The organism is Bacillus siamensis KCTC 13613, assembly GCF_000262045.1.
Lineage (GTDB): Bacteria > Bacillota > Bacilli > Bacillales > Bacillaceae > Bacillus > Bacillus siamensis.
On sequence record NZ_AJVF01000040.1, the window covers coordinates 45,251 to 57,803 of the forward strand.

At 45.2% G+C, this 12,553-nt stretch carries 13 protein-coding genes and 1 other annotated feature (1 of these 14 only partly in view); of the genes, 2 read left to right on the forward strand and 11 right to left on the reverse strand.

Annotation, left to right across the window (positions count from 1 at the left end; translation table 11 throughout):
* Positions 1-50 (forward strand) — a binding site (T-box leader); it begins 163 nt to the left of the window's first position.
* Positions 51-104: 54 nt separating this feature from the next.
* Positions 105-1,097 carry a tryptophan--tRNA ligase gene (gene trpS, locus Y79_RS0113920; protein ID WP_016938237.1) on the forward strand — a complete coding sequence of 331 codons (993 nt, stop codon included), beginning with the start codon at positions 105-107 and terminating at the stop codon, positions 1,095-1,097.
* A gap of 32 nt (positions 1,098-1,129) precedes the next feature.
* On the opposite strand, the gene Y79_RS0113925 is transcribed toward trpS, so the two are convergent.
* From Y79_RS0113925 to Y79_RS0113965, 9 genes are all read right to left on the reverse strand, one after another.
* On the reverse strand, positions 1,130-1,882 hold the full coding sequence (locus tag Y79_RS0113925) for a YjbA family protein (protein WP_016938238.1): 753 nt from the start codon (positions 1,880-1,882) through the stop codon (positions 1,130-1,132).
* 148 nt (positions 1,883-2,030) lie between these two features.
* Entirely contained in the window at positions 2,031-2,945 is a 915-nt protein-coding gene (opp4C, locus tag Y79_RS0113930; protein WP_016938239.1) for an oligopeptide ABC transporter permease, read from the reverse strand.
* 21 nt (positions 2,946-2,966) lie between these two features.
* Positions 2,967-3,917, reverse strand: a complete 951-nt coding sequence (locus tag Y79_RS0113935; protein WP_016938240.1) for an ABC transporter permease — start codon at positions 3,915-3,917, stop codon at positions 2,967-2,969.
* 66 nt (positions 3,918-3,983) lie between these two features.
* Entirely contained in the window at positions 3,984-5,612 is a 1,629-nt protein-coding gene (locus Y79_RS0113940; protein WP_016938241.1) for a peptide-binding protein, read from the reverse strand.
* Between the two features lie 77 nt (positions 5,613-5,689).
* Positions 5,690-6,679: an ABC transporter ATP-binding protein gene (locus Y79_RS0113945; RefSeq protein ID WP_016938242.1), complete on the reverse strand. Its 990-nt coding sequence runs from the start codon at positions 6,677-6,679 to the stop codon at positions 5,690-5,692.
* Positions 6,676-7,662, reverse strand: coding sequence for an ABC transporter ATP-binding protein (locus tag Y79_RS0113950; protein WP_016938243.1), 987 nt, complete (start codon positions 7,660-7,662; stop codon positions 6,676-6,678). The genes Y79_RS0113945 and Y79_RS0113950 overlap by 4 nt, the downstream gene beginning before the upstream one ends.
* A 172-nt stretch (positions 7,663-7,834) precedes the next feature.
* On the reverse strand, positions 7,835-8,620 hold the full coding sequence (locus Y79_RS0113955; RefSeq protein ID WP_016938244.1) for a DUF2268 domain-containing putative Zn-dependent protease: 786 nt from the start codon (positions 8,618-8,620) through the stop codon (positions 7,835-7,837).
* Positions 8,621-8,705: 85 nt separating this feature from the next.
* Positions 8,706-9,944, reverse strand: a complete 1,239-nt coding sequence (fabF, locus tag Y79_RS0113960; RefSeq protein ID WP_029575326.1) for a beta-ketoacyl-ACP synthase II — start codon at positions 9,942-9,944, stop codon at positions 8,706-8,708.
* 23 nt (positions 9,945-9,967) lie between these two features.
* Positions 9,968-10,906 (reverse strand): beta-ketoacyl-ACP synthase III, encoded by a 939-nt coding sequence (locus tag Y79_RS0113965; RefSeq protein WP_016938246.1) that lies wholly within the window; start codon positions 10,904-10,906, stop codon positions 9,968-9,970.
* A 165-nt stretch (positions 10,907-11,071) separates the two neighbouring features.
* Between Y79_RS0113965 and Y79_RS0113970 the strand changes: the two genes are divergently transcribed.
* Positions 11,072-11,299 carry a hypothetical protein gene (locus Y79_RS0113970; RefSeq protein ID WP_016938247.1) on the forward strand — a complete coding sequence of 76 codons (228 nt, stop codon included), beginning with the start codon at positions 11,072-11,074 and terminating at the stop codon, positions 11,297-11,299.
* 29 nt (positions 11,300-11,328) lie between these two features.
* Here Y79_RS0113970 and Y79_RS0113975 read toward each other — a convergent pair whose 3' ends face one another.
* Both Y79_RS0113975 and Y79_RS0113980 read right to left on the reverse strand, forming a co-directional pair.
* Positions 11,329-11,520, reverse strand: coding sequence for a ComZ family protein (locus Y79_RS0113975; RefSeq protein WP_003155061.1), 192 nt, complete (start codon positions 11,518-11,520; stop codon positions 11,329-11,331).
* A 12-nt stretch (positions 11,521-11,532) separates the two neighbouring features.
* On the reverse strand, positions 11,533-12,486 hold the full coding sequence (locus Y79_RS0113980) for a BMP family ABC transporter substrate-binding protein (RefSeq protein WP_016938248.1): 954 nt from the start codon (positions 12,484-12,486) through the stop codon (positions 11,533-11,535).
* Between the last annotated feature and the right edge of the window lie 67 nt (positions 12,487-12,553).

The following is a 12,553-nucleotide window of genomic DNA, read 5'->3' on the forward strand; positions in this document are numbered from 1 at the left end:
CCATTGTAATGGAATAATCAGGGTGGCACCACGGTTCATTCGTCCCTTTTTTCTACGGGAAGAATGGGCTTTTTTATTATGTTTTAAGAAATGAGGTAAGAACTATGAAGAAAACGATTTTTTCAGGCATTCAGCCGAGCGGCTCCGTTACCCTCGGCAACTACATCGGCGCCATGAAACAATTTGTCGATTTGCAGCATGATTACAACGGATATTTCTGCATCGTCGATCAGCATGCAATTACGGTTCCGCAGGATCGGCTTGAGCTGCGGAAGAACATACGCAATCTGGCGGCTCTTTACCTGGCCGTCGGACTTGACCCCGAGAAAGCGACCCTCTTTATCCAGTCAGAGGTTCCCGCTCATGCCCAGGCGGGATGGATGCTCCAATGTGTCGCATATATCGGCGAGCTTGAGCGGATGACGCAGTTTAAAGATAAGTCAAAAGGCAAAGAAGCCGTCGTCTCAGGGCTGTTAACATATCCGCCGCTGATGGCCGGTGATATTTTACTGTACGGCACGGATCTTGTTCCGGTCGGAGAAGACCAAAAACAGCACCTTGAACTGACCCGCAATCTGGCAGAGCGCTTCAATAAGAAATACAATGACATCTTCACGATTCCTGAGGTGAAAATCCCTGAAACGGGCGCGCGCATCATGTCACTGGCTGATCCGCTCAAAAAAATGAGCAAATCAGACCCGAACCAAAAGGCATACATCACGCTGCTTGATGAGCCGAAACAGCTCGAAAAGAAAATCAAGAGCGCCGTGACTGATTCGGAAGGCATTGTAAAGTATGATAAAGAAAATAAACCGGGTGTTTCTAACCTTTTGACGATCTATTCTATTTTAGGAAACACATCAATTGAAGAATTAGAGGCGAAATATGAAGGCAAAGGCTACGGTGAATTCAAAAGCGATTTAGCCGAAGTCGTTATCGGCGCTTTGTCACCGATCCAAGAGCGCTATCGTGAATTAATTGAAAGCGACGAGCTTGACCGCATTCTCGACGAAGGGGCAGCGCGCGCAAACAAAACCGCCGGCAAAATGGTGAAAAAAATGGAAAACGCCATGGGTCTCGGACGGAAAAGAAGATAAAGAAAAGAGGCGGGATGATCCCCGCCTCTTTTTTAGTTCACTTTTGATTCCTGTTCCATTTCCCAAAGCTTTTCGAAAAACGGCTGCCCTTTAATCAAATTTTCACAGAACGCAAGATGCTTGTCTGACCAGCCTTCGATTGTTTCATTATAAAGCATGTCCCAAATCTCTTCGAAGCTCATCCGTTTGATCTGCTCGTACATATGCGGATTCCATTCCGTGTACCAATACACTATTTCCGCGCGGTTTTTCAGCCCTTTCAGCTGGTCAAGCGCCATAAACATCAGCTGCTTGATCTGCCGTTCTTTTCTCGTCAGCCCTCTGACATGCTCCGGCGCCAATGATAAAATGTGATATTCCTTTGAAGACTCCAATTGTGCAGGCTCAAATTGAAACGATTCCGGCTCTACATCCTTTACCATTTCATAAACAAGCTGCTCCTGCCTCGGAATCAGGCGGCTCTTTCTGACCGGAATGGTATACCCGATCGTATCCACGGCAATGATGCCGATTCCGTCAGTCACGACAAAACAGTACTCAAGCTTCGTCCGTTCATGATTTTTTCGCACATATGACTTTTGATGCACTTGTTCCAGCAGCTCTTTCGGAAGCTCTGATAAGTCGTTTTCTATGTAATGAAATAATACCGACGGCACTCTGAGCAGCGGCGTCTGATCCAAAAGCTCAACCGTGTCTTCCTTCCGCCATTCGTGAAAATGGCATACATTGTAGCCATTCTCTTCCCCTTCAAACCAATTGACCCACACATCATGAAGAAATAACATATTCGACCCCTCACTTTATAAAAACTGTTGTCCACAGTATAGGCAAGGGATAGATAAATTATTCCATTTCGATATGAGATTTCCGCAATAGGGGGCTGGATTTCCGTCCGGCATCGCAACAAAAAAATCTCCCGTTCCGTCCGGGAGATCATTTCACATTTTTCGGATCAAGCGCGTCACGCAGACCGTCTCCGACAAAGTTGAAGCACAATACAGTAAGAAGAATCAACAAACCCGGGAATAACGGGTACCACCAAGCCTGAATCATAAGCGTAAAGTTCTGTGCATCCTGGAGCATATTGCCCCAGCTTGCGATCGGCGGCTGAATCCCGAAACCGAGATAACTCAATGTAGATTCTGCTAAAATAACCGTTCCGACCTTTAATGTGGCCGAGACAATAATCGGCCCAAGCGCATTAGGCAATATATGAGAAAAAATAATATGATGATTTTTTGTACCGATCGTCTTTGCAGCCAGTACAAATTCTCTGGAACGAAGCGATAAAAACTCCCCCCGCACAAGGCGTGCTGTTGTTGTCCAGCCTGTAAGGGAGAAAATTAAAATTAATTTATCCATTCCTGGCTGAAAAATTGTAACAAGTGTAATAAGCAAAAATATATCAGGTATGGATAATACGATATCAACAGTTCTCATGAGAACGGCATCGACAATCCCCTTAAAATAACCGGCAACGGCTCCGACAACAGTTCCGATTGTAATCGCACCGATCACAGATGCGAATCCGACAAGCAAGGAAACGCGAGCCCCGTACAGAACCCTCGTAAAGATGTCTCTTCCGAATTTATCAGTTCCCATTAGATGTTTTAAACTCGGCGGCTTCAAACGATTGATAAGAGATTGACTCTCTGGAGAGTAAGGAGCGATTACCGAAGCGAATAAAGCTGACAAAATGATGATGGTTAATATAACGGCTCCGATTACAGCAAGTTTGTTTTGAAAGAACTTTTCGAAAAAAATCTTAGTCATTGTTTCCGGTTTGGATTGAATATTTTCTTTTAATTTTATTTCACTGGGGGGTGTGCCGGTATTTGGCTGTAACATTTGACCTCTCACCTCTCTTTGTTAATATTCAATACGGGGGTCAGCCAACGCATATAAGATGTCTGCAATTAAATTCCCCACTACAACCAAAACAGCTGAAATGACCGTCATGGCCATGATAACCGGATAATCTCGTGAAAAGGCTGAATCAATAAACAATTTGCCGAGACCCGGCCAAGTAAAAATCTGTTCTACAACTACCGCTCCCCCGATAAAAGACGGTATCATCAGACCAAAAATAGTGATGACAGGAAGAAGTCCGTTTCGCAAACCGTGTTTAAAAATCACTTTATTATCTCTGAATCCTTTCGCACGCGCCGTGCGTATATAATCCTGTTTTAACACATCAAGCATACTGGATCTTGTGTATCTCGTTATTCCAGCCATGTCTGCCGTTGCGAGCACAAAAGCAGGCAGAATCAAATGATGCAAACGGTCAAATATGTTAAAGTCCGCATTCAAAGTGCTTACTCCGCCAGTGGGAAACCACCCAAGATTCACAGATAAAACCATAATTAAAATCAAACCGAACCAAAAATTCGGAATGGCAAGCCCCAAGAATGAAGTAACAGTTATCCCGTAATCCAATTTTGAATAAGGACGTTTCGCTGACAAAACACCAAATGGAATAGAAATCAGAAGAGCGACAAGGGTTGAGAAAAGCATAAGCACAATCGTATTCGGTAAGCGGGATAAGATAAGTTCAGAAACAGGGGTGCCTTTCTTCACAATAGAAGTCCCGAAATCGCCTTTCAGCATATTCCCCAGCCATTTCACATATTGAACCGGTTCCGGATCGTTCAACCCGTATTTTTCAATGAATTTCGCCCTGTCCGCTTGACTGATTGTAGGGTCCATCATGAGCGACATCGGATCTCCGGGCGCTGCTTTCATGATAGCAAACGACAAAATTGTAATGCCTAAGAGAATCGGCAAGGACATTAATGTTCGCCGTAAAATATATGTAACCATGTTCTTGTCCCCTTTTTAAATAGGATAAGAGAGGAAAGGAAACTCCTTCCCTCTCAAGGGCTTCTGCTATTTTTGATCCAGCCACCATTTTTCAATATTGTATAAGTCATTTTTAGGGTGGAATACATAGCCTTGTAAATTATTCGGCATCGCTCTGTGATAGTTGTAATAGAATAAGAAGCTGTACGGCTGATCTTCTGCAATCAATTTGTATATCTCTTCATATTTCTTTTGGTATTCTTTTCTGTCAGTAATTGACTTCGCCTCTTCAAGCAGCTTATCGACTTTCGGATTTTTGTACCAAATATTATTCAGCCCGTTTTTAGATTGGCTTGAATGGAAGATGGAGAACTGATCCGGGAACGTAGCAAGACTCCATCCGAGAAGAAGAGCATCATAATCCCAATTAGGGGCACTGGTCTGTTCAATTAACGCACTGAATTCAACAATCCGCGGCTTTGCCTCAATTCCTACTTCTTTTAATTGCTGCTGAACGACAACCGCTAAATCTTCACGAATTTTATTGCCTTGATTCGTTTTAATTTCAAAAGAGAATTTTTTCCCGTCTTTATCAAGGTAGCCGTCACCGTCATGATCTTCCCATCCGGCTTCTTTTAACAGCTGCTTTGCTTTTTTCGGATTATAATCAAATGTCGGCACTTTAGACTTCGGATAATTCCATGACAGCGGACTTTCAGGAACATTTGCTACCTTACCGTCTCCATTCAGCACTTGATCCACCATTGCCTGTCTGTCAAGAGCATATGTCAATGCCTGACGCACTTTTTTGTCCTTAAAAAGCTCTTTTTTCTCATTCCAGCCGATATAGCTGTAGTTTAAGCCAAGATCAGATTTAACCTTTACGTTTCCAAACGTTTTAACCGTATCAAAATCTGTGCCCGGCACAACGAAGAAATCAATGTCTCCCGCTTTTAACTGGGCCACGGCCGCGTTGGAATCAGGAATTGTTTTGACTGTCACTGTATCAAGATAAGGTCTGCCGCCAAAGTATTCATCATTTGCTTCCAGTTTGACATACTCACCCTTTTTCCACTCAACAAACTTAAACGGACCGGAGCCGATTGGGTTTTTACGGTTAAATTCATTCTCTCCCAGATCAGCAACCGGAACCTTACCCAATATATGTTTTGGCAAAATGCCGTAACTGTCGAGAACGACATTGTAGAAATAGGCATCTTTTTTCTTCATTTTAAACTGAATTTCATATTTTCCTTTTTTCGTTACGGATTTAAGTGACTCAAAACCTGAGCCTCGCTCACCGTTGTAATCTTTGTTAAGAGGAATACTGTAGGTGAACACTACATCGTCGGCCGTGAGCTCTTTTCCATCATGGAATTTTACGCCTTTTTTAAGTTTTACGTTGTACGTTAATCCCCCGTCAGCTTCTGTTACTTTTTCAGCCAGCGACGGCTTGACGTTCAATTTCTCATCAGTTTCTAATAATGTGCTGTAAATCATTCCTTCAATATCGGAACTTGCAACATCGGTGGAGTAAAGAGGATTAAAAAGCGTTGGTTCCCCAGTTGACCCAACAACCAAATCTCCGCCTTTTTGCGGTTTTCCGGCCGGTTTGGATTCGGTGTTTGTGGATTTTGAGCCGGAGCAGGCTGACAGGAAGATGGCGAGCGCCATAAAAACACTTAGCATCATCAGTGCGGTTTTACGTAATTTCATATCAATTCCCCCTTTGTGATATATATGCAGCAAACAGGTTATGTAATCCGGCATACCCCCTCTCGATGCTTGTCATTTCAGGTGTATAAATGGCAAGCGACGTAATGGCCGGGAGCGGCTTCTTCAAATGCCGGGATTTGTTCCTTACAGATCGGTTTGGCCATCGGGCACCGCGTGTGGAACACGCAGCCTTTCGGCGGGTTTGCCGGGCTCGGCAGTTCTCCTTTCAGGATGATTCGTTCCCGCTTGACGGCGTCTTTTTTTCTCGTGACGGGCACTGAAGATAACAGCGCTTGCGTATAGGGGTGAAGCGGATTGTCGTACAGCTCATGTTTATCGGTCAGCTCCATCATTTTCCCCAGATACATAACGCCGACTCTGTCACTGATATGGCGGACAACACTTAAATCATGGGATATAAACAAATAGGTCAGGTTGAATTCTTCCTGCAGTTCTTCCATCAGATTGATGACCTGAGCCTGAATGGAGACATCAAGCGCGGATACGGGTTCATCCGCAATAATCAGCTCGGGATTCAATGTTAAAGCCCGCGCAATCCCGATCCGCTGACGCTGCCCTCCGGAAAATTCATGCGGATAGCGGTTCGCAAAGCTCGGATGGAGACCGACTTTCGCCAGCAGCTCCTCTACTCTCTCGTTACGCTCGCGAATGCTGTACATATGGTGAGTCTGGAACGGTTCTTTAATAATGGAGCGCAGTGTTTTTCTCGGATTAAGCGATGCGAAGGGATCCTGGAAGACCATCTGGATGTTTTTGCGGACGCTTTTTCTCAGCTTTTCTTCTGATAAGCCGGAAATATCCTGACCCTTAAAAAGAATCCGGCCGTCTGTCGGTTTGTATAAACGGATCATGGTCCTTCCCGCCGTTGATTTGCCGCATCCTGATTCACCGACGATGCCGAGCGTCTCGCCGCGCTTCAGTGAAAAAGAAACACCGTCGACAGCCTTTATGTCTCCGACTTTTCTTTGAAAAAAACCGGAACGGATCGGGAAATATTTTTTTACGTCTTTCAGCTCTAATATCGTTTCTTGGCTCACAGCTGTCATTTTGATTGGGCACCCTCTTCCTCATATAAAAAACACCTTACAGAACGGCCGCTTTCATGTGTTATCAGCTCAGGCTGCCCCGTTTTGCATTTGTCCATCGCCTTTGCACACCTCGGAGCGAATCGGCAGCCTTCCGGAAGATGATCCGGTGTCGGGACACTGCCTTTGATCGCTTTTAATGTATCAATCTCTCCGTCTATCACCGGTATGGAGTTTAACAGCCCTTCCGTGTACGGATGAAGGGGGTTTAAAAATAAGTCTTCCACGCTCGCGCTCTCAACGACTTGTCCGCAGTACATCACGATCACCCTGTCGGCGGCTTCGGAAACGACGCCTAAATCGTGAGTGATCAGCAGAATGGAAGTATCGAATTTTTTGCAGAGGTCTTTCATCAGCTCCAATACTTGGGCTTGTATCGTCACATCAAGCGCTGTCGTCGGTTCATCGGCTATCAGGAGCTTCGGGTTGCAGCTGAGCGCAATGGCGATCATCACCCGCTGTCTCATCCCCCCGGAAAGGCGGTGCGGATATTCTTTCATTACTTGTTCCGCTCTTGAGAATCCGACGAGCTTGAGAAGCTCAACAGCCTTATTCGCGGCTTCTTTTTTACTCATTTTTTTATGGTATTCAAGCACTTCGGTAATTTGTTCGCCGATGGTCAGCACCGGGTTTAGAGAAGTCATAGGTTCCTGAAAGATCATAGAGACGTCATTTCCGCGGATTTTGCAATATTCGTTTTCGGTGAAGGAGGCCAGGTCCCTGCCTTCCAGCTTAATCGAGCCGTCCACAATTTTCCCGCCCGAGCCTTGGACAAGTCCCATAATAGAAAGCGAGGTGATGCTTTTGCCCGAGCCGGATTCTCCTACAAGGGCGACGGTTTCGCCCTTGTTAATGTGAAAATCCACCCCGTCGACTGCGGGAATCGGCTGTTTCTTTCTGAAAAAATAGGTCTTTAAATTATTCACTTCTAATAGTGTGCTCATGATACGCCCCTTTCTCATTCCGCTGCAGCAGAGGGAAACATACGTTTCGCTATCACAAAATATAGAATAGTCAAAAATTTTATAGTTGTATATTATTACATCATTATTACAAAAGCAAGAATTTTTTAGGATAAATGTAATATCCTTAAATAATTACCATTCTTTTAATCTTTTAAAGCGTTGCTTCCAGAAAGGTTTTTGAAGGGATGGCCAATGCTTCTTTTACTGTTTTTTGATGATCGGTTAAATATTTTTTTACTATATTGAATCCGACGGCATAACCAAGCATTGAGGGGAAGTATCCTTTTCCGTATAAGAGCTGTGAAAACATTCTGCTGTCTCTCGTTAATCGAAGGTTCGGCTTGACTCTTTTTTCAAACAGAAAATCAAGCTGCTCAGGCGTGTAGTAGGACGTCCATTCCGCCGTAAGACTTGAGCCGAATCGCTCATATACAGCATATTCTGCCAGCCCCTCCATCATGATTGTATCAAGTAATGTCTCATCTTTTTCGTCCTTTGTCACATGTTCTAACCGGCAGACGTGATTATATTCATGTGTCATAAGGGCGGAAACAGCTGAATTGGAACTATCCGACGATAAGAAGAGAAACATTTTGTCCCGGAAAGCAAGACCGGATTTTGACCCGAATTCCAGACGGATTTTTCGGTTTCGTTCATCAACGGGCAAAACAACGATCGGCACGTCCGGCCCGTTCCACTTCTCCTTTAAATAAGCTTCCTCCTTTTGAATATGGCTGTAGCTTCCTCTTTCTTTCAGCCGTTTACTGGTCCTAACGCCGTCCTTCAGATGGCGGAACATTCCGTGGTTTTGCAGCATCCCGAGTATCGGCTTCCACTCTTTCTTTTCGGCCCCTGAAAAAAGCGGCAAAAGGTGCGGGGCCAAATCATTCATGGATGCCGCCTTTTCCATCCATTTATATGTCTGCTTGACGCTCATACCGGTTCGCCTCCTCTTGTTGTTATCATATGCACGCACAAAAAAAACCGGCCCCCTTTTTCAGGCAGCCGGTCAAAAAACTGTATTATTGATATTTTTTAAAGATCAAAGTGGCATTATGTCCGCCGAATCCGAGCGAGTTGCTGAGAACGATGTTAACATCCTGCTCGCGCGCTTTGTCCGGTACATAATCTAAATCACACTCTTCATCAGGTGTTTCGATGTTAATCGTCGGCGGGATAACGCTGTCTTTAATCGCCATGACGGAGAAGATGGCTTCAATTCCTCCGGCAGCGCCTAACAAATGGCCCGTCATTGATTTTGTCGAGCTGATGGCAAGCTTGTACGCATGATCGCCGAAAACGGTCTTAATGGCTTTTGTCTCGTATTTGTCATTGTAGTACGTGCTTGTGCCGTGAGCGTTAATGTAATCAATTTCTTCAGGCTTGATGCCCGCATCTTTGATTGCTTCTTGCATCGCTCTCGCACCGCCTTCCCCGTCTTGGGCAGGCGCGGTAATGTGGTAAGCATCACCCGTTGAGCCGTAACCGACAATTTCTCCGTAGATTTTCGCACCGCGGGCAAGCGCGTGCTCAAGCTCTTCAAGTACGACGATCCCCGCGCCTTCTCCCATGACAAAGCCGTCACGGTTTTTATCAAACGGGCGGCTTGCCGTTTTCGGATCAGGATTTGTAGAAAGGGCTTTGTTTGCGCTGAAGCCCGCAAATGACATTCTTGTCAGCGGCGCTTCCGTTCCGCCCGTAATCATCGCATCGGCATCGCCGCGCTGAATGACTTTAAACGCGTCACCGATAGAGTTTGTCCCCGTCGCACATGCCGTCACCGTACAGGAGTTAACTCCTTTTGCTCCGAGAGCGATTGAGATTTGGCCTGTCGCCATATCCGGAATCATCATCGGAACAAAGAACGGGCTGACCCGTCTCGGCCCTTTTGTCAGGAAGATTTCGAATTGGGATTCAAGCGTTTCAAGGCCGCCGATTCCGGAACCGACCCAAACGCCGACTCTTGGCGCGATCTCTTCTGTGATGTTCAGACCGGCATCTTCAACAGCCATTTTCGCGGCTACGACAGCATATTGCGTGAAGCGGTCCATTTTTCTCGCTTCTTTTTTATCCATGTAGTTTTCAATATTGAAATCTTTCAGTTCAGCAGCTACTTTCGCCGGATACTCATCCGATTCCACACGTGTGATCGGTCCGACTCCGGATACGCCGCTAATTGCATTTTTCCAGCTTGTTTCGGCGTCGTTGCCAAGCGGAGACAAGGCTCCAAGTCCTGTAACGACTACTCTTTTTTTACTCATCATGTGTGCACCTCACCTTTTTTCTATCGTCCCCAGCGCACCGCTATGGCGCCCCATGTCAATCCTCCGCCGAAACCGACCATGACGATGACATCGCCGTCTTTAATTTTACCTGCTTCCAGTTCCTCTACTAATGAAATCGGAATGGATGCTGCGGATGTGTTTCCATATTTATGGACTGTTTTAGACATCTTTTCAACCGGAAGCTCCAAACGTTCCCGTGCCGCTTCCATAATGCGGATGTTTGCCTGATGGGGAATCAAAAAGTCTACGTCCTCTTTGGAAAGACCGGCTTTTTCAATGACATTTACACTTGATTCACCCATTTGCCGGACGGCGAATTTGAATACTTCTCTTCCATGCATGATTGTATGCCCTTTTTCATCTAAGTACAAGTGCTGACCGCCTGTACCGTCTGCTCCGAGCTCAAATGACAGTATGCCTCTGTCGTCGCTGACCGGTCCGATGACAGCCGCTCCGGCCCCGTCCCCGAACAGAACAGCCGTATTGCGGTCTTCCCAGTCAGTAATGCTTGAAAGCTTTTCGACTCCGACCACAAGGACATGTTTGTATGTTTGCGATTCAATGAATTGTTTGGCGGTTACGATACCATACATAAAACCCGCACATGCGGCGCTGATATCCATCGCGCACGCTTTTTTGGCCCCGAGCTTTTCTTGTATCATACAGGATACGGTAGGGAAAGACTGGTCGGGAGTGACCGTCGCCACGAGGATCATATCAAGCTCCTCAGCGGAAATGCCCGCCTGATCAAGCGCTTTTTGCGCAGCCTCAGCGGCCATGCCGGATGAATACATATCTTCAGCGGCGATTCTTCTTTCTTCTATACCTGTTCTCGTACGAATCCACTCGTCCGATGTATCTACCATTTGTTCAAGATCATGATTTGTCAGCACTTTTTCCGGGATGTAACGGCCGACACCAAGAATTCCAGCTTTCATAGGAAATACTCCTTTTTATAATGAATTTAAAACTAATTAGTTATGATCAATTATTAGTATCAGGTACTAATTCTACCCTATTTTTTTTCTGTTGGCAATATATTCGTCTAAACTATCGGCTCCTGATCTTCATAGTATAAAAGGAAGATGAAAGGAGGCTTTATTATGGATATTTTCACTAAAATGATGTTCGGCAATTCCGGGGACCGGGATAAAGAACCGGAAGAAAACCCGGAGCAGCCTCAGAAAGAAAACGAAGAGCAGGAGATCGATTACAATCACGTCATGAATCAGCTCGGTTCCATCATGAACTCCCTGGATCAATTAAAGCCAGTATTTAAAGACCTTGGGCTTGGATCGATGGTATCCGCTATAAAGAAAAAAATCATGTGAAAAGCCACTTCATGAAAAAGTGGCTCTCTTTATTTATTCAGCTCTCCGGCATCAGATCTGCCAAGCTCATACGCTTCCGCCATGACCGATGTAAATAGATCCATAAACGGCTGAATCATTTCCATAGACAGATCAATGCCGGATTTCTCAAGCTCCGCCTTTGCTTCCGGCAGGTATTTCATTGCGATCTGCATAAATTCAAGAGACTTTTCATGCTGCATGTGTATCCACCTCTATTCATTTGACGGCAGTTCATTTGTTCGGTTATACGTTTTTACAAGGTCTGAGATTTTGTCTTGAAATGCTTTGTCCACCAGAGGGCTGAACGTCCCCATTTCAACGACTCCTTCCCTGAAATCGAAGTCGTGATCTCCGCTCTTGAGCGTGCCGTTATTATATTGCTCGGCGATTATTGTATAGGCTTTGTCTACATTTTGCACGGTGCTTGTCAGCACCGTGTTTTTGCCCAGGTTCGATTGCTCGGCGACATAGCCGATGGCGTAAAGCCCGTCTTTTTTAATTTGCTGAATGACAGGAACATTATACCCGTCTCCGGCCGGATATACAACATCCGTGCCTTCTGCTTTTAACTTCTTATAAAGATGCAGTGCTTCATTGCCGTTATCCCAATGGTCCGTAAATTCAGTATTGACGGTGATATCGGGCTTTTCATATTTTGCTCCTTTAATAAAGCCGTCTACCTCAGGCTGCCATAAAAACGAGGCGATGACGCCGACCTCATTCGTTTTTGACATATGGGCGGCCGTCATTCCCCCAAAAAAGCCCATCGCTTCTCCCATAAGATGAACGCTTGTGACATTATCGTTTTTCGCCGTTCCGTTTGCGACGACGAATTCCATGTCGGGATAATCCTTACTGATCATATTGAAGATTTCCTCGTATTCATTTCCGTGCCCGTATAAAAGATTGACTCCTTTTTTATGCAAATCATCTATCGCTTTTAAAATATCTTCATCAGATCTGATATTTTCTTTATAATAAACGTCAACGTTAAATTCAGATTGTATCGCTAATAAACCTTTGTAACCTTTTGTGCCCCATACCAGGTCACTGATGGTATCGGGAAACAGCATTCCGACCTTCTCAATTTTCCCTTTAAACGGAGTTTGTGCGCATCCGCTCAATAAAAGGAGGACAGAAAAGACCATGACAAGCCTGGTGATCAAGCCGTGTTCAACCCCTTTTTTACTCATAACATGTATAATTGATATACATTTATTGTAGCGGTAATGC

Excerpts from the sequence above, each read along its gene's own strand:
- trpS (WP_016938237.1), top strand. The coding sequence starts at position 105 with ATGAAGAAAACGATTTTTTCAGGCATTCAGCCGAGCGGCTCCGTTACC.
- Y79_RS0113925 (WP_016938238.1), bottom strand. The coding sequence starts at position 1,882 with ATGTTATTTCTTCATGATGTGTGGGTCAATTGGTTTGAAGGGGAAGAG.
- opp4C (WP_016938239.1), bottom strand. The coding sequence starts at position 2,945 with ATGTTACAGCCAAATACCGGCACACCCCCCAGTGAAATAAAATTAAAA.
- Y79_RS0113935 (WP_016938240.1), bottom strand. The coding sequence starts at position 3,917 with ATGGTTACATATATTTTACGGCGAACATTAATGTCCTTGCCGATTCTC.
- Y79_RS0113940 (WP_016938241.1), bottom strand. The coding sequence starts at position 5,612 with ATGAAATTACGTAAAACCGCACTGATGATGCTAAGTGTTTTTATGGCG.
- Y79_RS0113945 (WP_016938242.1), bottom strand. The coding sequence starts at position 6,679 with ATGACAGCTGTGAGCCAAGAAACGATATTAGAGCTGAAAGACGTAAAA.
- Y79_RS0113950 (WP_016938243.1), bottom strand. The coding sequence starts at position 7,662 with ATGAGCACACTATTAGAAGTGAATAATTTAAAGACCTATTTTTTCAGA.
- Y79_RS0113955 (WP_016938244.1), bottom strand. The coding sequence starts at position 8,620 with ATGAGCGTCAAGCAGACATATAAATGGATGGAAAAGGCGGCATCCATG.
- fabF (WP_029575326.1), bottom strand. The coding sequence starts at position 9,944 with ATGAGTAAAAAAAGAGTAGTCGTTACAGGACTTGGAGCCTTGTCTCCG.
- Y79_RS0113965 (WP_016938246.1), bottom strand. The coding sequence starts at position 10,906 with ATGAAAGCTGGAATTCTTGGTGTCGGCCGTTACATCCCGGAAAAAGTG.
- Y79_RS0113970 (WP_016938247.1), top strand. The coding sequence starts at position 11,072 with ATGGATATTTTCACTAAAATGATGTTCGGCAATTCCGGGGACCGGGAT.
- Y79_RS0113975 (WP_003155061.1), bottom strand. The coding sequence starts at position 11,520 with ATGCAGCATGAAAAGTCTCTTGAATTTATGCAGATCGCAATGAAATAC.